Origin of the sequence: Radiobacillus sp. PE A8.2 (assembly GCF_045635475.1) — a bacterium.
Taxonomy (GTDB): domain Bacteria; phylum Bacillota; class Bacilli; order Bacillales; family Amphibacillaceae; genus JBJGXI01.
Window position 1 is genome coordinate 1 of the sequence record NZ_JBJGXI010000052.1, and the last position, 21781, is coordinate 21781.

A 21781-nucleotide genomic window follows, 5' to 3' on the forward strand; every position below is an offset into this window, starting at 1 on the left:
AAATGAGGACCCCTTTAAAGGTGAGTAACTAACTTATCTTTGAAGGGGTCTTTTAATACATATAATTAGATTTTAAACAAACTGGAACCTACCGAGACACTACACTTTGCACAAATATCCTACTGAAGTTGATAATCCTCAATCTTTACAAATTGAAACCCTTTCTCCCTTAATAACGGAACAGCCATTGCAACACCCTCAGCAGTCCCTGAATTTGGCTGGTTCATATGTAAAATAGCAATTGAACCAGGTTGAGCTTGTAAAAGTGAGTGTTTCACTTTATCTGCCGAGGAGGTAGCGCCTGCATCGCCATTAATATCAAAATTAACCACTTCTATTCCTAATTCGTTTATAAGAGCAACTGCTACTTCATCATAATGTGCTGTGCCTGAGCGGTAATATTTAGGTTGTTTCCCTGTTAACTGATAAATGGTCTTGTAGTTTTCCATAACCTCATGTAGTGCTTCGAATTCAGTTGTAGTCCCATTTATGTTATAGGCTTTCTGACCATTTACACTAAGAGGTTTATGATCAGTACCATGGTTTTCGATTTGGAATAGAGGATTGTTTGCTAAAGATAGAAAAATTTCTTTGTTTTCTTCAATCCATCGTTTGTTTATAAACAATGTTGAGGGAACATTGTTAGCAATTAAAAAATTGATTAAATCTTGATCAATAGCATTGCCAGATGGTGAACCACAAGCGTCGAAGGTTAACGCTAGTACGTTTTCGTTAGTCATTAGTTTATTTTTTACTCCGGTAACGTGTAATCCCCATTCTTTCGGTTTGGAATTAGTTGTAGAGGATAATAAATTAATTTTCTCCTCTAATTGGGAAATTGATAAAGCTTCCAACAAAGGTTCGTCTTTCAGAAGGATTTTTAACGTCGGGTATCGCAAAGATTCTTCAGTTTGAGTAATGGATAATGTATTGGATTCATGTGGAATGGAGAACAAATGTATTGACCAAAAAGTAAATAAAGCAATGATTATTAATAGCCATTTTCTCATTGTATTCACCCAATCTATCAGCTTATAAGACTATTATATAATTGAAGAAGTAGTTTGAATAGAAAAATTATCATAAAATGTAAATTATCATCCAAATTAATAATGATTTTTGTTACTCTATATTAGAGGGTTACATAATACTGATCGTTAACTAGTTGGATTAACCTAGCAAAAACTATATCAATGGAAATTGCTACGTAAGGAATTGATTTATATAAAAGAATTAGGGGATGTAACATGAGATTATCATTTTCTATCATTACACAAAGACAAGCGGAAGAAATTGCTTATAATTGGAAGTATGAAGGAATTTATGCGTTTTATGATATGGTTGCTGATCAGGATGATTTAAAAGAATTTTTAGATCCTCAGCAACGCCAGGATTTGGTTTATGCAGCGATACAAAATGATGATTTAATTGGATTTTTAACTACGAGTCCAAGCCAAGATGGCAAATCTATCGAAATAGGGTTAGGATTAAAACCTGATCTTACAGGTAAAGGGATGGGGGTGTCGTTTGTTGAGGAGGGTATTGCATTTATTATTCGGAATTATACACCGGAGTTGATTACACTAGCTGTTGCGGAATTCAACCAAAGAGCTATTAAAGTTTACGAAAAGGCTGGTTTCAAAAGAGGTACTAGCTTTCAACAAGCTACAAATGGGGGTTATTATCGTTTTGGTTTATGATTGCAGGGAAGCAACACATTAATTCGTTTCACTGCCCTGCATTTAGTTATGTTAATCGATTGCGATTGCTTCCCAAGCTGCATTCATTCCAGCTACTCTGCCTGTTACCATCGCAGAAGTAATGTTGTACCCACCTGTATATCCGTGGATATCAAGTATTTCTCCACAAAAGTATAAACCATGCATCATTTTTGATTGCATTGTATTTGGGACTACTTCTTTAATGGAAACACCACCACCTGTTACGAAAGCTTTCTCAATAGGTAGGCTCCCGTTTACTGTAAATTGAAAGTTCTTAACATCTGAAATCAAGTTTCGTATCTTTTCCCGGGAAATATTGGCTGCTTTTTCATTTGAGTCGATTTCATTTCTAGAAAATAAAAACTCTAAATATCGTTCAGGTACAATTCCTTTTAATACATTTTTGACACTTTTCTTAGCATTCTCTTCAAGCATTGTCGTGTATGTTTCAATTAATTTTTGTTCGTTATCATTCGGTAAAGCATCAATAGTCATTGTGACGCTTTTGTTGCCTTTCATAAATTCTTTTACAACGTATTGAGAACACCGTAATACAGCAGGACCGGATACGCCAAAATGAGTGAATAACATGTCCATTTGATGTGTAATGATCGTTTTACCTTTTTGATTTAATACGGATAATGCGACGTCTCTTAGTGCGAGTCCTTGTAATGATTTATTTTTAATATAGCCTTCATTTGAAAGTAATGGCACTTCTGTCGGGTATAGTTCTGTTACAGTGTGACCAGCCATTTTTGCCCATGAGTAGCCATCTCCTGTACTTCCGGTATGTGGGACGGCTTTTCCACCAACAGCTAATATAACAGCATTGGTAGCTATTTTTTCTTTCGTTTTAAGTATTACTGTGTGTGGTTCACCATAATGAATTGCTGCAACAGGGCAGTTGGTTTTGATGGTAACGTTTAGCTCTTTTAAACGGTTCAGTAAAGCATTCACGACACTTTTGGCGGAGTTGCTAACAGGAAACATTCTACCATGATCCTCTTCTTTTAATGCTACACCTAATCCTTCAAAAAAATCGATAATGTCATAGTTATTGAAGACAGAAAAAGCACTATATAAAAACCTTCCGTTTCCGGGAATATGTTTGATTACTTCTTCCTGTGGCAATCTGTTTGTAACGTTACAGCGACCTCCACCTGAAATGGCTAGTTTTTTACCTAATTTATCGCCCTTATCAATCAATAGTGTATTTGCTCCATTTTCTGCAGCTGCAATTGCAGCCATTAAGCCAGAAGGTCCTCCACCAATTACTGTAACATGATATGATGACACATGATTCAACCCTTTCTATATTGCTTGTCTTGTTTCTTATCCTACTATAACTTATCTTTGAAAATCTATCCAAAGATAGGAAGGATAAAGGAATTTATATAAGGTCAACTGTGAGTGATATAGCTGAATTTTAAAAAAGAGATTTTAAATAGTAACAATATGAAACAAATTATGAAAGAACACCCCAGTTTGTGATAGAATCAATATGTTCTACTAATATAATAAATGCAGGTGAATATATGTCCACTTCAAATGTAATACGTGGTACGGTGCTGTTATCGGCAGCAGGTTTTGTTTCAAAAATATTAGGTATGTTATATGTAATCCCATTTCAGTGGCTTGTAGGGGAAAAGGGTGCGGCTTTATTTTTATATGCCTATACACCATATGTGATCTTATTAAGTATTTCCATTGCGGGGGTGCCAAAAGCAGTATCGAAGTTCGTTGCAAAATATAATGCATTAGGAGACTATGAAACAGGACGAAGAATGTTTAAGGCGGGAATTTCCTTATTAACTGTGACAGGATTTATCGGCTTTTTAATATTATTTTTTAGTTCTGAAGCGCTAGCTATTAGTATGCTCTCCGAAGATAACACTACTGGTAACTCCCTTGAGGATGTAACAATGGTTATTCAAATGGTTAGCTTTGCTTTAATTCTTATACCGGGGATGAGCATTGTTCGGGGGTTTTTCCAAGGTCATGAATCGATGGGACCTACTGCGCTCTCCCAGGTAGTAGAGCAGATTGCTCGGATCGTGTTTTTACTAGTGGCCGCTTTTCTTGTCATAAAAGTGTTCGATGGTACGATTGCATTAGCGGTTGGTTTTGCTACATTTGGTACCTTCATTGGTGCAATATTCTCATGTGTAATTCTATATATATATTGGATAAAAAGGAAGCCAAGGCTAGACTTACAATTACAGCAACAAAAACAATCCTACAATTTACTAATGAGTGATCTAATGAAGGAATTGTTTCGCTATGCTGGTCCGTTTGTTTTAGTGGCTGTTGCCACACCTTTATACCAATTGATAGATCAGTTTACGTTCAACCGTACAATGACTGGTATCGGTTATACGCTAGGTGAATCAGAGACGATGTTAGCAAGTTTTAACTTTTATAGTCATAAGCTCGTTATTATTCCAGTAACGTTAGCGCTTGGATTGTCGATGGCCATGCTTCCTGCTATCACAAAAGCATTTACAGAGAAAAAGCAGGCGCTTATGATCAGGCAAATGAATCAATCGTTCCAAATCATCGCATTATTTATTATTCCAGCTGTGGTAGGGTTGTCTTTACTGGCACATGAGGCATACGGTACTTTATTTGGGCTGAACAATATTGAGACGTACGGTGCTTTGCTAGCATGGTATGCACCAGCAGGTTTATTTTTTGCCTTGTTTACTGTTAGCTCAAATATTTTACAAGGAATCGATCAACAAAAGTTTACACTAATCAGCTTAATCGCCGGTTTACTGCTTAAAATAGTATTGAATGTCCCTTTCATGCATTTATTTGGTGCTAAGGGTGCTATTATAACTACACTACTAACGGTAGCAACGGTTGTTATATTGAACATGTGGCGAATTCACAAATCCGTAAACTTTTCATATCGTCAGTTAGCCAAAAGAACAATGCTTATCGTTATCTTTACAGCGGTGATGGGACTGAGTGTATGGCTCGTGAAAAGTATATTGGGTATTTATATGAGTTATACAGACGGGGTATTACAAGCAAGTATCATATTAATTGTTTCTATAACAGTAGGATTGATTGTATATTTAGGTTTATGTTATTACTCAACACTGCTAGAAAAAATATTAGGAAATCGTGTTCGCATCTTTGATAAATTTCTAAAAAGATAAAGATTGGAGGTTGGTCATGCGCATCGATAAATTGTTGGCTAACATGGGTTATGGTAGTAGAAAAGAAGTAAAGAACCTGCTTAAAAAAAGTGCAGTAACGATAAATGAAAAAGTGATCAAGCAAAGTCAAACACATGTTGATCCTAACGAGGATGTTGTGAAAGTCTTAGATGAAGTTGTTGAATATAGAGAATATATTTATTTAATAATGAACAAGCCACCAGGATATATCTCAGCAACAGAGGATCACCGAGAACAAACGGTGATTGATTTACTAGAGTCTGAGGACGTAATTTTTGAGCCGTTTCCAGTTGGAAGGTTAGACAAAGATACCGAAGGACTACTTATTATTACAAATGACGGTAAGCTTGCACATCAGCTGTTATCGCCAAGGAAAGATGTAGGGAAAACCTATTATGCCAAAATAGACGGTACAGTGACTGAGGAAGATATAACTAAGTTTACTGAAGGAGTAACGCTCGATGATGGCTATCAAACAAAACCAGCTGTTTTAAAAATTTTAGATAGTGGAGAGATCTCTGAAATTGAGGTAACGATCACAGAAGGAAAGTATCATCAAGTAAAGCGGATGTTTGAATCGGTCGGAAAACAAGTTGTTTATTTAAAAAGAATGAAAATGGGTGATTTATCATTAGATTCTAGTTTACAATTAGGAGAGTATCGTGAGTTAACCGATGAAGAATATAACTATTTAATTTCGATCACGAATAAATAGACAAAAGTTATGAAGACAAAAAATAAGGCTGACAGCTGTCAGCCGGTTTGTTCTATAACTACATTAAGAAATTTTAACCTTCTTTTTAGTGATTTTCCATCTGCCCCGATATGGACTCATAACAAGACCGTTATGTTCTAATACGTTTAAGTCTCGTTGAACAGTTCTGTCTGTAATTCCAAATTCTTCTGCCAATTCAGTAGTTGAGACTGTACCTCTCTCTCTGATGTAAAGATAGACAGCCTTGACACGTGTTAGCATTCGGGAAGTTGATTGATTCAAAAAACCACTCCTTATTGTACATTCATTGACCTAAGGTGCAACTGAATCCAAGAAGTTATCTTAATTTTACACCTTTTTTAAAAGATTGGCTAGAAATTCAAGCGGATTTTACAGAGAATTCATTTAATTAAGCTTATTAGAGGAGGGAGCCCATTATGTATTTTATTAAACGTTTAATGAAAAAGGCGATCAAAATTCAAAACAGTCTTCTATTTATTTCTAGTATTTTGCTCGTATTAATAAGTTCTATTCTTGTTGTCCACATAGAAAATGAAACCTTTTCTACATATTTCGATGGTTTTTGGTGGGTGATGACAACAGTTACAACGGTAGGATATGGTGACTTGTATCCTTCATCAATTGGTGGAAGGCTCATTGCTATTTTTCTATACATCTTTGGAATCGGTCTAATTGGTGTTGTGATTGGTAAAGTTGTAGATGGATTAGCGATTTTCCGTAAAAAAAGGGAGGAAGGTGACATTATGTATAAAGAACAAGGGCATTATATTATTATTGGTTGGTCACAAAAGGCAAAATTCGCAATTAAAGAAATGTTAGATACGAATACTGAAATTGATATTGTAATCATTGATCAACTAGAAAAAGCGCCAATGCTTTCAGAAAATATTCATTATATTAAAGGTAATGCTTCTGAGATAGCTGTTCTTGAAAAAGCGAATATAATAGAAGCGAAAGCTGTACTCGTTTTTGCAGATGACAGAATACAGGATGATCAATTATCAGACGGTAAAACGTTATTAATTGCATCAGCCATCGAGTCAATCGCACCTAATGTACATACAATTGTTGAGGTTATCGAAGAAAATCACATTAAAAACTTTGAATATATGAAGGTTGATGAGTTTATTATCTCGAATGAGACAATTTCATCATTATTCGTACGTTCCGCATTTAGAAAAGGGATTTCAAGCGTATATAATCAATTACTACGCCGTTCTCATGGAGACGATTTATACCATATTCCAAGCTCACCTGAATGGAAAACGTATCGAGATGCTTTTGAAGCTTTATTAAAGCAAGGAGCAACATTAATTGCTGACAAAAATAATTTAAGCATTAACCGCATGCTTGATGAACAGCTTCCAAAAGACGCTGAACTGTATGTTATCTGTGACCAAGAAACATATAAACAGTTGTTGGCTAGATTAGGTTAATACAACGTATAATCATTTTGTCGGTGTGAAGCATTGGAGGTAAAGATGACACAACTCTCCCATTATTTTATAGCTATACCTTTAGATAAAGATGTCCAGCAAAGTTTAGCTGCGATTCAGAATGAATTGAAAAAAGAAGAATTGCTATCGTATAAACTGTGGCCTGATTTCAGAGACTTACATATTACGGTAAAGTTTCTAGGTCCTGTTGCAGAAAATACGATTAAAAAAATAGGAAAAAATCTTGAATTTCTAAGTGATGAGTCAACATTTCAGCTAACCATCGGTGGTTTAGGAACGTTTGGTAACCCAAATAAACCACGCGTCTTATGGGCTGGTGTTGAAAAAGAACCAACCCTCTTAAAGTTGTACAATAGTGTGGAGCAAATTGCTTCAGATCAAGGGATGGTAAAAGAGAATCGTAGCTTCAATCCACATATCACATTAGCTAAGAAGTGGAATGGAGAAACTTTGGCGCAGTCGCAATGGAATGCTATTTCTGATAGCCACTGTTCTACACTAACAATGTATGTAAAAAGTCTAGTGATTTATCAAATTCACCCTTCACGGACACCAAAATATGAGATAATAAAAGAAGTATTATTGAAATGATACAAGATTACGTCATAGAATATAGGGGACAGAGGCATGTATATTATTATCGTTAATGCTGTTTCTGCAAATGGTCATGGTTTACGCATCTTGGAAAAGATAAAGAAGGATCCGTTATATTTGAACAAAGATTGTCGGGTGTTTAAAACGGAATATGAGGGACATGCAGAAGAAATCGCGGAACAGGTTGCCAAAAGATACGCTAGCCAAATTACATCGATTATAGCCATCGGAGGCGATGGTACACTTCATGAAGTGGTTAATGGATTGAAACAGTACCCAAGTCTTTCAGTTTCGTTTATTCCTGCTGGTACAGGTAATGATTTTGCTAGGGGGTGTGGCATATCTGGAGATGCAGTAGCGTTATTTCGGCGAATTATAACTGCTGAAAGTTCAATCTCATATTGGCCAGGCAGTTTTGAAATCGATGGAATGAAGCGAGCGTTCATGAATAGCCTAGGATTTGGTTTTGACGCCGAAATAGTAAAGGTTACAAACGACTCGAAATATAAAAAAGTGCTTAATAAATGGAAGTTAGGCTCCTTAACTTATGTCATCGCTCTTTTACAGGTGCTAACCTCGTTTAGACCTAGAACGATTCATTTAGAGATAGATGGGAAAACGCATACAGTTGAGAAAGCGTGGATGGTTACTGTTGCTAATCATCCTTACTATGGTGGAGGAATGAAAATCCTACCTAACGCAACAATTAAACCCAATACTTTTTCTGTACTAACGGTTAACAATATTTCACATTGGAAAGTATTGGCGTTATTTGTAACTGTTTTTTGGGGTAAACATATCAACTTTAAAGAAGTTAGTGTTTTTGAAGCTAGCTCACTTGTGATCGGTTCTCAGAAGCCTATGAACTACCAAGTAGATGGTCAATCTGGTGTTTGTCAAACGAGTAAAATTTCGAAGCAATTACCAGCTCGAAGTGTCTATGGGGCCAAGCGCGAAAATAATCTTCTTGAAATTACCTCCTAATATAAGTTAATCTATTTTTATGCGCTTTAAAATAAGTATGATATACAAATTGTTTAAAGATTTGGGGAATGAAAGGTGAAGGGCTTGCAAAATATACTCGGAGAAGAATGGACAATTACACCAGCAGGCGGTTCAACAGGTGAAGCGTATTATGCGCAAAGTGGTAGGAAGCGGCTATTTCTAAAAAGAAATTCATCACCTTTTCTTGCTGTTTTGTCAGCAGAGGGGATTGTTCCTAAACTAGTCTGGACAAAACGATTGGAAAATGGCGATGTTATTACGGCTCAGCAATGGCTAGAAGGAAGAGAGTTATCCTCAGAAGAAATGAAGCATCCACGTGTTGCCGAACTATTAAGCAAAATACATCATTCTTCGGAGCTTTTGGACATGTTTATGCGAATAGGTAAAAAACCAATAGAACCAGAAGCAATATTAGCGGACCTGAAAAGCCAAGTGGCTGAAATAAATGTGGATGTGACTACCCTAGATTTTGCCTTTCAATACCTATCTTTCAATTTAACTAAGGTATCTAAAGTAGAGCAGGTAGTGTGTCATTGTGATATGAACCATAATAACTGGATGCTTTCCAATGATGGGAAACTTTTCTTGATTGACTGGGATAATGCGAGAGTAGGAGATCCTGCCTTAGATATTGGCATGTTACTACAGTCATACATTCCTACTGATGAGTGGGATACGTGGTTGGAAAGCTATGGTCTAATGCGAAATGAACAATTAGTCCAACGTATGTATTGGTATTTAATAGCAGAAACAATGTCATTATATATTTGTAGCGATGTTAATTGTCAAAAAAAAGAAGCCGCCGAGCACTATAGTGAATTAAAGCGGCTGATCCATCGCGTTACTGTATATTAGGATAATCTAGTGAGGTTAACCAAGTTTTCAAATTGTCTTGATTCGTTGTAATATGCTCATCAAGATTTTGAACTAGCTCACCTTGTCTGCCGTAATTGTATATTTCTGGTAGCAATTGCATTACCTGTTGATCATCTATCGAATTATTAGAAATAATCGATTGCACGATCCGTTTTATTTGTTGGCATTCGGAAACACTGCCACAGCAATCCTCTGATTGCTCTCGAAGTAAATCAGTTAAGACAGTTAATTGATTATTTACGTTTAATGGCATATTTACACCCACCTTCAATTTATATCTTTTACAATAATAAGTTGAATATACTATCAATAGTAGTTTTTTTCATGCAATCATACAGGATGGTTATATTAATTATGGGAAGTTTAGTCAATTTATTCTTAGTCATTCACTTCACATATAGTTGAATGAACCCATTTCCAAATAATAATCGGATGTAAAATAGCTATGTAAGGAATTATGAAATTGATCAGTTTGTTGAAATATAATGCACATAAGGAGATTGATTAGTATCATGCGTGTTAGACACAAACCTTGGGCAGATGAATTTTTAGAAGAAAACAGCCAGATTGTAATCCCATCTGCTACACAACATAAAGGTAACTGGAGACAGCTGTTTGGTAATGACCAACCGATCTTCCTTGAAATTGGTACAGGTAAAGGACAGTTTATTACAGGAATGGCTAAGCAGTACCCGAATATTAATTTTATTGGAATAGAATTGAATAAAAACATTATCGTAGATGCCGTACAAAAGGTAGTTGACTCTGAACAAAGAAATGTGCGTTTAATAAATGAAAATGCCAAGGATCTACGTGAGATGTTTGGTGATGATGAAGTGAATTCAATATTTTTAAATTTCTCAGATCCTTGGCCTAAAAGTCGTCATGAAAAGAGACGATTAACATTTTCTTCTTTTTTAGAACAATACGAACAAGTGATGACGGAGCAAGGAGAAATTGTTTTTAAAACGGACAATAAATCACTATTTGAATACTCACTCGTCAGCTTCTCGCAATATGGGATGGAATTAGACGAAGTTGTTCTTGATTTACATGTGCTCAATGATCCAACAAATGTGGTAACCGAGTATGAAGAAAAGTTCTCACTAAAAGGACAGCCTATCTACCGTTGCAAAACACACTTTGGAAGAATAAAAAAGTCGGACTGAATTTCCATGAGGAGATTCACCCGACTTTTTTTGCAAGGTACATTAAGCTGTTTGTGCTACTTCAATAATTGTTCCTGTATTCGTGTCTACATAAAATTCAAATTGCTTATTTTCACCATCAATCGTGCGCGTGACACCACCACGATAGACTTGGTAAGTTAAACCATTTTTCGATAGATCCTCTGGCTTCATGTAGATCCAGGAACCACTAATCGGACCTTGTTTTTTGAATACTTCTTTTGCTGTTCTTAAAGCTTTTTCGGGACTAAGTGCTTGCATATTGGTAACCTGATCTTTTAAGAAAAAACCAGCAACCATTCCTAGTCCTGCTGCAATTACGAGTTTACTCCATTTCACTATGTACTCACCTCTGCTTAACATCGTTAAATTTAGTATAACGGATTCTATGTTAAATGGAAAACCATTAGCGGCATTATATTGACATGAGTACGACCATCTCCTATACTATATTAGTATTATGGGTAGTTTCTATTTCCACTACGTCTCTAGTTTTACACAACTTTTAAGTGTATTTAAAAGTTGCTTATTAACAAAGTTATATGAACTATATTATTACCCAATATTTATTTAATCAACAATATTATTATCAATTAAAGTCTAAATCATAATTACTTTATATCATTATGTTAAAATTGACTAAGTAGTATAGAGTTAGTTTTTTTAAAAAGGATACTTTGCGATTTTGGTTGTAACAGAACCCCCTGAGTAATACATATATTTGCTATTCAGGTAAGAATTTATTCCGCCAAGGTCATAAGGGTATTAAATCAAGCGAGAAAAGTGGTGGAGATTATTATGTGTGGTTTTGTTGGATATGCAATTAACGAACAAACTAATAATGAAACAATAATAAAAAAAATGGCTGATCAGATTGTCCACCGTGGGCCAGATGATGAGGAATACTTCGTAGATAATAGTATTGCGCTTGGATTTCGCCGATTATCGATTATAGATCTTGATCATGGAAGACAACCTCTTTTTAATGAGGACGAAACAAAAGTACTTGTTTTTAATGGGGAAATTTATAATTATCAAGAAATACGTGAGGATTTACTTGCAAAAGGGCATATCTTTCGTACCCAAACGGATTCAGAGGTACTAATTCATGGCTATGAAGAGTACGGAACTGCGCTACTAGAAAAATTACGTGGCATGTACGCATTTGTAATTTGGGACAAAAGTGAACAAAAGATTTTTGGAGCCCGAGATATCTTTGGAATTAAACCTTTTTTCTATTATAAAAATGGAAAAGATTTCATCTTCGGTTCAGAGATTAAAGGATTGATTCCTAATCCACATTTTAATAAGCAATTTAACGAAGACCATTTGTCTGATTATCTTAGCTTCGAATATGTTCCTTCAAATGAAACATTGTTTGAAAATGTGTACAAGCTAGAGCCAGGTCACTATTTCGAATTTAAAGACGGAAATTTGGAAACACATGCATATCACAGCTATAAATATGCGATTGATAGTTCAAAAAGCATGGATGAATATGTACAATTAATTACAGAAACGTTCCAAGATTCTGTTAAAATGCATGAAATTAGTGATGTCGAAATTGGTGGTTTCTTATCAGGTGGGATAGATTCTAGCTATGTTCTTCATGAAGTTTCAAAGAACAGTAAAATAAAAACCTTTTCTGTTGGTTATGAAGAAGCAAAATATAGTGAACTAGAAGATTCAACACGATTCGCAGAACAAATTGGCTTGGAAAACACAAGAGAGGTAGTTTCAGCAGACGATTTTTTCTCTGCAACACCTAAAATTCAATATCATATGGACGAGCCACTCTCTAACCCCTCAGCAGTACCATTATATTTTCTAGCACGTAAGGCTAGTGAAGACGTTAAGGTAGTGTTATCTGGAGAGGGAGCTGATGAGTTATTCGGTGGCTATAATCAGTATAAGGAACCATTAATCTATGAGAAGTACCAGAAGCTGCCTTTGTTTTTACGTAAGTTTCTTGCCTTTATAGCAGAAAAGTTACCTGAAGTGAAGGGTCGACGTTTTCTGATTCGTGGTGCTAAGCCTTTAAAGGATCGTTTTTTCAGAATTGATTATATCTTTACGCATCAGGATCGTGATAAGATTTTGAAAAACAAGCCACTTAACAAAAATTCTGTTTCTGTTACTGAAAAATGGTTTGAAGAGTCTTCCCATTTGGACCAGTTAACACAAATGCAATATTTGGATCTTCATACATGGCTTGCAAATGACATTTTGGTAAAGGCAGACCGAATGAGTATGGCTCATTCACTTGAATTACGTGTACCATATCTAGATAAGAAGATGTTAGATGTAGCGTTGAAGTTGCCTTCTGAATATCGAGTTACGAAAGAAAATACGAAAGTTGCCTTACGTAGAGCAGCGAATAAAGAAATCCCAGAACGAACAGCTAATAAGAAAAAACTCGGTTTTCCATCTCCTTTAGCGAGTTGGATGAAGCAAGATAAATATTATGACATGATTAAAGCGAAGTTCACGTCAGAAGCTGCCGGTAAATATTTTGAGGTTAGCGAACTCGTAAATATGTTAGAAGAGCATCGCACTGGACGTGAAGCGAATATGCGAAAAATCTGGTCGATTTACTGTTTTATTGTTTGGTATGAACAGTATTTTGATGAAGCGGCATAACAAAATCTAAAACCCTTTAAGCAGGGATATAGGAATCCTGCTTAAAGGGTTTTTGTATTTTAGACTGAATTACGAACACCTAGAATGAATAAAACTGGAAACGTTGAAAAAGATTAGATACAATTAGAATGTCTAAAAAGTTGGAGGGAAATACATATGAATAAACAAACCCTAGAATTATTCCAAACATTAACAGAGTTACAAGGTGCTCCAGGCAATGAGCATTTCGTGCGCGATTTTATGAAACAGGAATTAACAAAGTATGCGGATGAAATCGTTCAAGATCGACTTGGTGGTGTATTTGGTGTTAAGCATGGGGACGGACCGAAAGTAATGGTTGCAGGTCACATGGACGAAGTAGGCTTTATGGTTACACAAATAACAAAAAATGGCATGCTCCGCTTTCAAACCCTAGGTGGTTGGTGGTCACAAGTGCTATTAGCTCAGCGTGTTCAAATTATGACTGAAAACGGTCCAATTATTGGTGTAATAGGATCCATTCCACCTCATAACCTAACTCCTGAACAAAGAAAGAAACCAATGGATATTAACAATATGTTAATTGATATCGGTGCAGATGATGAGGATGACGCAAAAAAAATCGGTATCAAGCCTGGCCAGCAAATTGTTCCAGTAATGCCGTTTACACCGATGGCAAATGAGAAGAAAATTCTAGCAAAGGCCTGGGACAATCGTTATGGCTGTGGACTTGCTATTGAACTCTTAAAAGAGCTGCATGGTAAAAGTGTTCCTAACCAGCTATTCTCCGGTGCGACAGTGCAGGAAGAGGTTGGTCTTCGCGGAGCACAAGTAGCGGCAAATATGATCAAGCCTGATATCTTTTACGCATTAGATGCCTCACCTGCAAATGATATGTCTGGTGATGATAAAGAGTTTGGCCAATTAGGTAAAGGTGCTTTACTACGTATTTTTGACCGGTCCATGATTACGCATAGAGGAATACGCGATTTTATTCTAGATACAGCAGAATCAAATAAGATTCCTTATCAATATTTTATTTCCCAAGGTGGAACAGATGCAGGAAGAGTTCATATAACAAATAATGGTGTTCCATCTGCTGTTGTAGGAATTTGTTCTCGGTATATTCATACCCATGCATCGATTATTCATGTTGATGATTATGCAGCAGCAAAGGAATTAATCGTTCAGCTAGTGAAAACGACAGATGCTTCAACCCTTGAGACGATTAAGAAAAACGTATAAATACTTATATTAGGGTCAACTGTGGAGTCAGCTCTGTTGGCCCTTTTTTGGTTTAGTCTATTAGTGATTTTCTAGCTTTCACATCCGTTTTAGTCGGATTAAACCTTTTAAAAACTATAGATGTAATTTTGGTGTGTAAGGTAATAATGAATTGAATCAATAAAATAATGTACTTAACAAAGGATAGGATAATATGAAAATCTATATTGGTTCTAAAAATCCGGCGAAAATCCTAGCCGTACAAAATGTATTTCCAGATAGCGTACTAGAAACTGCTGAGGTAAGCTCCAAAGTATCCTTACAACCATATTCAGATGAGGAAACATTGGAAGGAGCTATTAATAGAGCAAGAGAATGTGCAAGTATTGAAAAAGGTGTTATTGGTATTGGACTAGAAGGCGGTGTAATGGAAACGAGTCATGGGTTATTATTGTGTAATTGGGGAGCATTAGTTGATGAAGCGAGAAATGTATTTATTGCCAGCGGAGCTAGAATACCTTTACCAGACGAAATTACTACTGAACTAGAAAAGGGTACAGAGCTCGGTGAAGTGATGGACCTATATGCAGCTAAGGTTGACGTGAGCAAGAAAGAGGGTGCTGTAGGGATTTTTACGAACAACGAGATTAGTCGTATAGAAATGTTTACGCACGTGATGCAACTATTGAAGGGCCAGTTTGAATTTAATAAAATAAAGCGCTAAAATAATTAGCGCTTTATTGAACAAACTCTTATATAAATCTTTTCTTATTCAAATACGTAGGATATTACATCAATAGCATGATCAATCGTTTCCACGGTAACATTTGCTTTATTAGATAATTCTTTCAGCGGATGGATCAAAGATTCTGGTCGGATAAGTATTGTTGGTTTGTTTAAAGTAATAGCTGTTGCCATATCCATTGCTGTATTCCATTGCTTGTACTTTTCTCCAAACAGACCAATGACAATATCCGATTTTTGCATGAGCACTTCTGTCCGGAAATTGTTGATAGATGAAGCGGCATCATCTTGATAGAGTTTATTGGGCTGCTCTCCTAAAATATCTTCTCCAATGCTATCTGATCGAGCATGGTCGACTTGTGGACTGACAAAATTTAGTGATAGCCCTTTAGTTTTAGCTTGTTCTATTAGTTCCTCGCGCCAGTTGTCATGTATTTGTCCTGCGAGATAAACAGTAAGTTCCATGTAATCAACTCCTTGCAATGAATATACCCAATTATGAACATATTGTAACATGCATGCATCTTTCGGGGTGTCGGATATAGGCACATCTTGTCAAATTGTCGTTTGATACGTATTATAGTAGGTAAGAAGTCAAAAATTCTAGGAGGAGAGCTGATGAAAAAAAGATTTGTACCATTAATTATTTTTGCTATTATTATTTCAATATTGACAGGCTGTTCGAAATCGGAAGAAGAAGTGTTAGAGGATGTAAAAGGTACTGCACAGACTTCCTTTGATGATGAAAATATTGAAAGCAATACAGACACAGAAACATTTTCTTTTTATCTTCCAAGAGGTTATGAGATTACAGAAGAAACAAAAAGTAATTTGTTATTAAATAAAGGCGATCAAACGATTATCCTTTTTTATAACGCATTAGAATCGACTACAAGCAATCTTAACTATCAAGCAGCTGAAGCGGCCGGAAACTACATACTGCTGAAATCCTATGAAGATGATGATCGTTTTGGTTATGTACTAGTAAAAGCATTCGAATCAGAAGAGGAAGAATCTTATGAGCTTCAAATTGGAGTTGGCGGAGTCAAGATCACAACGATAACCACCAAGGGTGAACTTGTTCAAGATACTGAAGAAATGATGCAGATGGCTAATTCGATTGCGTATGGTTCTGCAACTGAAACGATTGCACAATAACATTTAACTAAAAATCATCGTTTTGATCTTCCAAAATTGTATTAATACAAGGAGATTATAATAATGGGTTTTCTGAAGAAAAAAGGAGTGACACTGTCACCGAAGGAATATTTTATAACGGCTCTTAGCTATATGGCTTTAGGTTTGTTCTCATCTCTTATCATTGGTCTTATTATTAAAACAGTAGGTGAGCAACTATCCCTTCATTTTAATATTGCTGCATTTATAACAGACCCACTCATAGAAATGGGAACCTTTGCAATGGGCTTAACTGGTGCTGCAATTGGTGTTGCTATTGCCTATGGACTAAAAGCACCTCCGCTTGTAATTTTTGCAGCTTTATTTGCAGGATCATTTGGATATGCTTCCGGTGATGCAGGACCTGTTGGAAGCTATGTTGCTGCATTAATAGCAACAGAAGTAGGTAAGTTAGTTTACAAAGAAACAAAAGTAGATATTATTGTTACTCCATTAGTAACGATTGTGACAGGTTATCTTGTTGGAATATTCGTTGGACCACCAGTTAACGCATTTATGACATGGTTTGGTAATATTATTAATTGGTCTACAGAGCAGCAACCATTTATTATGGGAATAATTGTTGCAGTATTAATGGGGTGGGCATTAACAGCACCAATTTCAAGCTTAGCGATTGCGCTAATGTTAGATTTAAATGGGATAGCAGCTGGTGCTGCGACTGTAGGTTGTGCAGCACAAATGATTGGCTTCGCTGTTTCGAGTTATCGTGATAATGGCATTGGTGGTTTGTTTGCACAAGGAATTGGAACCTCGATGTTGCAAGTAGCGAATATTGTTAAAAAACCACTAATTATTATTCCGCCGACAATAGCTGGGGCAGTGATGGCTCCGTTTGCTACGGTTTGGTTAGACATGACGAATAATGCACCTGGTGCCGGTATGGGTACTGCAGGATTTGTAGGTCAAATTATGACCTTACAAACGATGGGCTTTACCTATAGCATATTTGGGGCTGTTTTGGTTTTACATATTATTGGTCCTGCAATTATTAGTTTAATTATATCGGAATGGTTACGTAAAATTGGTTGGATTAAGCCTGGAGATATGAAAATTAATTATGAATAACGTATTTAATAACGAATCCTCTACTAACGTTAGTAGAGGATTCGTTACGCAGGGTAAGTTAGTTTATTCTATAAGTAATTAATGCTAAAATATCATATAGAGGTTGTTCAAAAAGTCCCAATTAATCACATTGATTACTCAAGAAGCTTATCGACGTCGAATATTGGATTCAGCCGAAAAATCCGGTCCTCACGTAGGTTTTGTCTACGCTCTGGTCCTCTTTTTCTAGCTTCATCCAATCTTCTCGGTGCTAAAAAGGCAACTTTTCTTCCCGAAAGGAGGAACTTTCATGAAAATGACAAGCATGAAGTTAAAAAAAATATTAGAAGAACGGCTAAATCATCCTGATTGGTCAACTTCTTTTAATCGAGATAAAGACACTTTCCGTATTCAATGGAAGGATTCTAAACAAGGCATAACCGTAACACTACCAAATGTAATCGCCAAGTTTGAGCAACGCGGTGAGAAAGCGATCGATGATCTTGAATATCACATCAAAGAGGCATTATCGATCATGAATGAAACACATGAATTAACTGGGAAAGAAAAGCATATTTTTCCGACAATACGAGCAACATCTTTCCCGAGAAAAACAAAGTCAGGGAAGAAAATGATTTACACGGACCATACTGCCGAGACTCGGATCTTTTATGCATTAGACTTAGGCAAGACATATAAATTGATCGATGAGGAAATGCTTGAGGCCGAGCAGTGGACGCTTGAGCGCATTCAACAAATATCCGCCTTTAATGTTAGGTCTTTGTCTACTGATTTAAAGCACGATAAAGTTGCAGATAATGATTTTTATTTTATGGCCAGTCAAGATGGCTATGATGCGAGTCGTATATTGAACGAATCACTGCTTGAAGAAATGAAGATGAATAGCAAAGGTGAACTGGCAATTGCTGTACCCCATCAAGACGTGTTAATTATTGCTGATATCCAAAATGATATGGGCTATGATATTTTAGCGCAAATGACAATGAAGTTCTTTGCAGAAGGACGTGTACCGATCACGTCATTGCCGTTTTTATATGAAGATAAAAAACTAGAGCCAATTTTTATTTTGGCAAAAAACCGACCAACATCGAAGGAATAGAAGAGAGGATGAATAGTAATGGACGTTTTTTATAATCCAGCAGGCATTGGTGATGTACTTATTATTCCGATTAAGCAAGGAGACAGATACAAAACAAACTTTGAAACGTACGGTGATGTAGCAAAGATTATTGATGATGAAGGTACATTATTAGGCTATAACATTTTTCAAGCATCAACGCACGTTAACATCGAACCTGGAAAAACAACACTAACAGAAGAATTGCTTAGCGAGCTAAAACAAACTTTTGAAAAAAATGGATTGTCTGATGCATTGGATATCGATTTATCTCCAAAATTTGTTGTTGGCTATGTTGTTGAAAAACAACCACATGAAAATGCAGACAAGTTAAGTGTCTGTAAGGTGGATGTTGGCAACGAAATGTTGCAAATCGTCTGTGGTGCTCCTAACATTGATGCTAATCAAAAGGTAGTTGTTGCAAAGGTTGGCGCAATCATGCCAAGTGGATTGGAAATAAAACCGACACAACTACGCGGTGTTGATTCTAATGGCATGATTTGTTCGCAAAAAGAGCTAGGAATTCCGAATGCACCGAAGGAAAAAGGAATTTATGTATTAGCTGACAATTATCAACCTGGACAAGCTTTTACCGTTTAAATTAAACAATTGTTACCTAGACCTTTGTCTCTCAAACATAGACAAAGGTTTTTTTGCTTGCAATCAAGTAGCTGTTTGTTTATAGGAGGCTTGAAAACTGGTAGAATAGATTTAATTGAGCGTAATAGAAAGGTGAAAGCCATGTGGGATCAGTTTAAAGATAAGCTAAAAAAATGGTTTAATGAGGAAGAGACAGATCACAAGGATAGCCTACAAGAGAACATAGAATATAGACAGGCGAATTCGATCGAAACGAGAATGTCCTATCAATATCCAAAGGAACGTTTTGAAACGTTCTCTACTAATATGAGTAATAACTTGTCAAAAAATCCAATAGATATTCCAGCATTCGAGCGAAAAAAAGAGCAGACGATGCGGAAAACAGAATCCGCACAACATAAGCACAAAGAGGAAATTAAAAAACGCCCTTTTAAGCCGAGTGAAGTACCATCGCCGGTCTATGGATTTCATTATCGAGAAAGTAATAGTGAAAAATTTGAAGATACACCAGCCTATCTTCGGAAAAAGGAAAGTATTACATCTCCACAACAAATCGCCCAATCTAGCAGTAATCCGATTAATGATTTAGATGTGGAGGCAGCAATAGAAAGACGTCTTGACTCAAAAGCGGATGCTACTGAGTCTAAAGCTCCAATCGAACCTGTTCCTGAAAGTATAAATCAGGTTATAGAAGAGGAAAAGGCAACTGAAAAGCAGCAAAAACCTGCCTATGAAAGAAGACAAGATTATCATGCCAAAAAGGAAACTGTGGAAAGAACAACAAAGAGAGAAATGCCTTTTAATGTAATGATGACACCAAAGGATAAACATATTCAAATTAAAGGCAACAAAAATCAACCAACGAAACAATCGTCACCGCCTGTTCACTTGCTCAATGACCGAATACAATCATCACAGGAAGACCATTTATGGGTCGAAGAACAAAAACAATTATTACAAACAACGTTAAAGCATTTCCATATTCGGGCACGTGTAGTAAGTGCGATGAGTGGACCAACAGTCACGCGATTTGAAATACAGCCAGAGCCAGGTGTGAAAGTAAGTAAAATAAAGAACTTAAGTGACGATATTAAGTTAAATATGGCAGCCAAGGACATTCGGATTGAGGCACCGATTCCAGGAAAGCACACGATTGGTATTGAAGTACCGAATCCTGTTAATCAGCCTGTCGGGCTGCAGGAAATATTTGAGTCAGAGGCCTTTAGAAAAGAGCAATCGCCGCTTACTGTTGGACTTGGGCTCGATATTGCCGGTAAGCCAATTGTAACTGACTTACAAAAAATGCCTCATGGTTTAATTGCCGGTGCAACTGGTTCGGGGAAAAGCGTCTGTATTAATACGATATTAATTAGCTTGTTGTATAAAGCGAGTCATGAAGATGTACGGTTTTTATTAATTGACCCGAAAATGGTGGAGTTAGCGCCATATAATGAGCTACCACACCTCGTCTCACCAGTAATTACAGATGTTAAGGCAGCAACGAAGGCATTAAAATGGGCCGTTAATGAGATGGAAGAACGTTATGAAAAATTTGCCAAAGAAGCAGTTCGTGATGTTGAACGATACAATAGTAAAATGGAAAGATTGAACCGACAAGAAGATCGCTTGCCCTACCTTGTTATCGTTATTGATGAGTTAGCAGACCTTATGATGGTGTCACCGCAGGATGTTGAGGATGCAATATGTCGAATTGCTCAAAAAGCTAGAGCATGTGGCATACATTTGCTGTTAGCGACACAGCGACCATCTGTAGACGTTATTACCGGGTTAATCAAGGCAAACATACCTACTAGAATTGCATTCAGTGTATCGTCTCAAGTGGATTCACGCACAATTATAGATACAAACGGTGCAGAGAAACTATTAGGAAAAGGAGATATGTTGTTTATTGAAAATGGTTCTAGACATGCTTTACGTATTCAAGGTTCTTTTGTATCAGATGAGGAGATTGAGCGCGTGACAAATCATGTGAAAAAATTAGCACCATCTAATTATTTATTTGAACAAGACCAATTGCTACAACAAGTCAGTACAGAGGAAGAAGAAGATGAAATTTATGCTGAAGCGTTAGATTTTGTGTTGGGGCATAACGGAGCTAGCGCTTCCTTACTGCAACGTAGATTTAAAATTGGCTATAATCGAGCCGCACGTTTAATCGATCAGATGGAATCAAACGGGATAATTTCCGAACAACGAGGGAGTAAGCCGAGAGAAGTAATCGCAACAAGTAGTCAGATTAGTCAATATCATAATACTGATTCGTAGCTATTGATATCCACTAAAGTTGGATTAATCCGTTTCCAAGCTAAATGCGGATATGAATAGCAATGTATGATAATGATGAAATTAACTCAGATAGATCAATTATTAAATAAATAGCAAGCGGGTAGAATAGTAAACACACGCATGAATAATTACTATGTTAAATGTTTG

22 protein-coding genes are annotated in these 21781 nt (G+C 36.4%); 16 read left to right on the plus strand and 6 right to left on the minus strand.

All coding sequences use genetic code 11. The features are described 5' to 3' along the window. Positions 1-119: 119 nt before the first annotated feature. Positions 120-1010 (minus strand): polysaccharide deacetylase family protein, encoded by an 891-nt coding sequence (locus ACI6MV_RS20755; protein WP_407272239.1) that lies wholly within the window; start codon positions 1008-1010, stop codon positions 120-122. A gap of 237 nt (positions 1011-1247) precedes the next feature. Between ACI6MV_RS20755 and ACI6MV_RS20760 the strand changes: the two genes are divergently transcribed. Beyond that, positions 1248-1700 carry a GNAT family N-acetyltransferase gene (locus ACI6MV_RS20760; protein ID WP_407272240.1) on the plus strand — a complete coding sequence of 151 codons (453 nt, stop codon included), beginning with the start codon at positions 1248-1250 and terminating at the stop codon, positions 1698-1700. A gap of 51 nt (positions 1701-1751) precedes the next feature. Here ACI6MV_RS20760 and ACI6MV_RS20765 read toward each other — a convergent pair whose 3' ends face one another. Beyond that, positions 1752-3017 carry a BaiN/RdsA family NAD(P)/FAD-dependent oxidoreductase gene (locus tag ACI6MV_RS20765; protein WP_407272241.1) on the minus strand — a complete coding sequence of 422 codons (1266 nt, stop codon included), beginning with the start codon at positions 3015-3017 and terminating at the stop codon, positions 1752-1754. Positions 3018-3256: 239 nt separating this feature from the next. Here ACI6MV_RS20765 and ACI6MV_RS20770 point away from each other — a divergent pair, with 239 nt between their 5' ends. Both ACI6MV_RS20770 and ACI6MV_RS20775 read left to right on the plus strand, forming a co-directional pair. Continuing rightward, positions 3257-4885 carry a putative polysaccharide biosynthesis protein gene (locus ACI6MV_RS20770; RefSeq protein ID WP_407272242.1) on the plus strand — a complete coding sequence of 543 codons (1629 nt, stop codon included), beginning with the start codon at positions 3257-3259 and terminating at the stop codon, positions 4883-4885. A gap of 16 nt (positions 4886-4901) precedes the next feature. Then, on the plus strand, positions 4902-5621 hold the full coding sequence (locus ACI6MV_RS20775) for a pseudouridine synthase (RefSeq protein WP_407272243.1): 720 nt from the start codon (positions 4902-4904) through the stop codon (positions 5619-5621). Positions 5622-5684: 63 nt separating this feature from the next. Here ACI6MV_RS20775 and ACI6MV_RS20780 read toward each other — a convergent pair whose 3' ends face one another. After that, positions 5685-5903, minus strand: coding sequence for a DeoR family transcriptional regulator (locus tag ACI6MV_RS20780; protein ID WP_407272244.1), 219 nt, complete (start codon positions 5901-5903; stop codon positions 5685-5687). A gap of 155 nt (positions 5904-6058) precedes the next feature. On the opposite strand from ACI6MV_RS20780, the gene ACI6MV_RS20785 reads away from it, so the two are divergent. The 4 genes from ACI6MV_RS20785 (at position 6059) to ACI6MV_RS20800 (ending at position 9553) form a co-directional block, all read left to right on the plus strand. Continuing rightward, complete coding sequence (locus tag ACI6MV_RS20785; RefSeq protein WP_407272245.1) at positions 6059-7078, plus strand: potassium channel family protein; 1020 nt, start codon at positions 6059-6061, stop codon at positions 7076-7078. A gap of 45 nt (positions 7079-7123) precedes the next feature. Beyond that, positions 7124-7690: an RNA 2',3'-cyclic phosphodiesterase gene (gene thpR, locus ACI6MV_RS20790; RefSeq protein WP_407272246.1), complete on the plus strand. Its 567-nt coding sequence runs from the start codon at positions 7124-7126 to the stop codon at positions 7688-7690. A gap of 36 nt (positions 7691-7726) precedes the next feature. After that, positions 7727-8677, plus strand: coding sequence for a diacylglycerol/lipid kinase family protein (locus ACI6MV_RS20795; RefSeq protein WP_407272247.1), 951 nt, complete (start codon positions 7727-7729; stop codon positions 8675-8677). Positions 8678-8761: 84 nt separating this feature from the next. Beyond that, positions 8762-9553, plus strand: a complete 792-nt coding sequence (locus ACI6MV_RS20800; RefSeq protein ID WP_407272274.1) for a phosphotransferase — start codon at positions 8762-8764, stop codon at positions 9551-9553. On the opposite strand, the gene ACI6MV_RS20805 is transcribed toward ACI6MV_RS20800, so the two are convergent. Then, on the minus strand, positions 9540-9827 hold the full coding sequence (locus ACI6MV_RS20805; RefSeq protein ID WP_407272248.1) for a YtzH-like family protein: 288 nt from the start codon (positions 9825-9827) through the stop codon (positions 9540-9542). The two genes, ACI6MV_RS20800 and ACI6MV_RS20805, sit on opposite strands and share 14 nt — an antisense overlap. Before the next feature lie 259 nt (positions 9828-10086). Here ACI6MV_RS20805 and trmB point away from each other — a divergent pair, with 259 nt between their 5' ends. After that, a complete protein-coding gene (gene trmB / locus ACI6MV_RS20810) occupies positions 10087-10743 on the plus strand; it encodes a tRNA (guanosine(46)-N7)-methyltransferase TrmB (protein WP_407272249.1) in 657 nt (218 codons plus the stop codon). A 42-nt stretch (positions 10744-10785) separates the two neighbouring features. On the opposite strand, the gene ACI6MV_RS20815 is transcribed toward trmB, so the two are convergent. Next, on the minus strand, positions 10786-11100 hold the full coding sequence (locus ACI6MV_RS20815) for a PepSY domain-containing protein (RefSeq protein ID WP_407272250.1): 315 nt from the start codon (positions 11098-11100) through the stop codon (positions 10786-10788). Between the two features lie 444 nt (positions 11101-11544). Here ACI6MV_RS20815 and asnB point away from each other — a divergent pair, with 444 nt between their 5' ends. The 3 genes from asnB (at position 11545) to ACI6MV_RS20830 (ending at position 15328) form a co-directional block, all read left to right on the plus strand. Then, positions 11545-13401 carry an asparagine synthase (glutamine-hydrolyzing) gene (gene asnB / locus ACI6MV_RS20820; RefSeq protein WP_407272251.1) on the plus strand — a complete coding sequence of 619 codons (1857 nt, stop codon included), beginning with the start codon at positions 11545-11547 and terminating at the stop codon, positions 13399-13401. Positions 13402-13557: 156 nt separating this feature from the next. After that, positions 13558-14625, plus strand: coding sequence for a M42 family metallopeptidase (locus tag ACI6MV_RS20825; RefSeq protein WP_407272252.1), 1068 nt, complete (start codon positions 13558-13560; stop codon positions 14623-14625). A gap of 193 nt (positions 14626-14818) precedes the next feature. Beyond that, the gene (locus ACI6MV_RS20830; protein ID WP_407272253.1) at positions 14819-15328 is read left to right on the plus strand and encodes a DUF84 family protein; all 510 of its coding nucleotides are present in this window, start codon (positions 14819-14821) and stop codon (positions 15326-15328) included. Positions 15329-15372: 44 nt separating this feature from the next. On the opposite strand, the gene ACI6MV_RS20835 is transcribed toward ACI6MV_RS20830, so the two are convergent. Further along, positions 15373-15813, minus strand: coding sequence for a YtoQ family protein (locus ACI6MV_RS20835; RefSeq protein WP_407272254.1), 441 nt, complete (start codon positions 15811-15813; stop codon positions 15373-15375). A gap of 153 nt (positions 15814-15966) precedes the next feature. Between ACI6MV_RS20835 and ACI6MV_RS20840 the strand changes: the two genes are divergently transcribed. From ACI6MV_RS20840 to ACI6MV_RS20860, 5 genes are all read left to right on the plus strand, one after another. Next, a complete protein-coding gene (locus tag ACI6MV_RS20840) occupies positions 15967-16506 on the plus strand; it encodes a hypothetical protein (RefSeq protein WP_407272255.1) in 540 nt (179 codons plus the stop codon). Between the two features lie 60 nt (positions 16507-16566). Then, the gene (locus ACI6MV_RS20845; protein ID WP_407272275.1) at positions 16567-17610 is read left to right on the plus strand and encodes a PTS sugar transporter subunit IIC; all 1044 of its coding nucleotides are present in this window, start codon (positions 16567-16569) and stop codon (positions 17608-17610) included. 289 nt (positions 17611-17899) lie between these two features. Beyond that, positions 17900-18709: a DUF1444 domain-containing protein gene (locus ACI6MV_RS20850; RefSeq protein WP_407272256.1), complete on the plus strand. Its 810-nt coding sequence runs from the start codon at positions 17900-17902 to the stop codon at positions 18707-18709. Between the two features lie 18 nt (positions 18710-18727). Further along, positions 18728-19327, plus strand: coding sequence for a YtpR family tRNA-binding protein (gene ytpR, locus ACI6MV_RS20855; RefSeq protein WP_407272257.1), 600 nt, complete (start codon positions 18728-18730; stop codon positions 19325-19327). 141 nt (positions 19328-19468) lie between these two features. Continuing rightward, a complete protein-coding gene (locus ACI6MV_RS20860) occupies positions 19469-21613 on the plus strand; it encodes a DNA translocase FtsK (RefSeq protein ID WP_407272276.1) in 2145 nt (714 codons plus the stop codon). Positions 21614-21781: the final 168 nt, after the last annotated feature.

What these genes read in the sequence shown, in the direction of transcription:
- ACI6MV_RS20830 (WP_407272253.1), top strand. Translation starts at nt 14,819, where the DNA reads ATGAAAATCTATATTGGTTCTAAAAATCCGGCGAAAATCCTAGCCGTA.
- ACI6MV_RS20850 (WP_407272256.1), top strand. Translation starts at nt 17,900, where the DNA reads ATGAAAATGACAAGCATGAAGTTAAAAAAAATATTAGAAGAACGGCTA.
- ACI6MV_RS20840 (WP_407272255.1), top strand. Translation starts at nt 15,967, where the DNA reads ATGAAAAAAAGATTTGTACCATTAATTATTTTTGCTATTATTATTTCA.
- ACI6MV_RS20805 (WP_407272248.1), bottom strand. Translation starts at nt 9,827, where the DNA reads ATGCCATTAAACGTAAATAATCAATTAACTGTCTTAACTGATTTACTT.
- trmB (WP_407272249.1), top strand. Translation starts at nt 10,087, where the DNA reads ATGCGTGTTAGACACAAACCTTGGGCAGATGAATTTTTAGAAGAAAAC.
- ACI6MV_RS20755 (WP_407272239.1), bottom strand. Translation starts at nt 1,010, where the DNA reads ATGAGAAAATGGCTATTAATAATCATTGCTTTATTTACTTTTTGGTCA.
- ACI6MV_RS20770 (WP_407272242.1), top strand. Translation starts at nt 3,257, where the DNA reads ATGTCCACTTCAAATGTAATACGTGGTACGGTGCTGTTATCGGCAGCA.
- ACI6MV_RS20825 (WP_407272252.1), top strand. Translation starts at nt 13,558, where the DNA reads ATGAATAAACAAACCCTAGAATTATTCCAAACATTAACAGAGTTACAA.
- ACI6MV_RS20760 (WP_407272240.1), top strand. Translation starts at nt 1,248, where the DNA reads ATGAGATTATCATTTTCTATCATTACACAAAGACAAGCGGAAGAAATT.
- ACI6MV_RS20860 (WP_407272276.1), top strand. Translation starts at nt 19,469, where the DNA reads ATGTGGGATCAGTTTAAAGATAAGCTAAAAAAATGGTTTAATGAGGAA.
- ACI6MV_RS20835 (WP_407272254.1), bottom strand. Translation starts at nt 15,813, where the DNA reads ATGGAACTTACTGTTTATCTCGCAGGACAAATACATGACAACTGGCGC.
- ACI6MV_RS20795 (WP_407272247.1), top strand. Translation starts at nt 7,727, where the DNA reads ATGTATATTATTATCGTTAATGCTGTTTCTGCAAATGGTCATGGTTTA.
- ACI6MV_RS20785 (WP_407272245.1), top strand. Translation starts at nt 6,059, where the DNA reads ATGTATTTTATTAAACGTTTAATGAAAAAGGCGATCAAAATTCAAAAC.
- ytpR (WP_407272257.1), top strand. Translation starts at nt 18,728, where the DNA reads ATGGACGTTTTTTATAATCCAGCAGGCATTGGTGATGTACTTATTATT.
- thpR (WP_407272246.1), top strand. Translation starts at nt 7,124, where the DNA reads ATGACACAACTCTCCCATTATTTTATAGCTATACCTTTAGATAAAGAT.
- ACI6MV_RS20775 (WP_407272243.1), top strand. Translation starts at nt 4,902, where the DNA reads ATGCGCATCGATAAATTGTTGGCTAACATGGGTTATGGTAGTAGAAAA.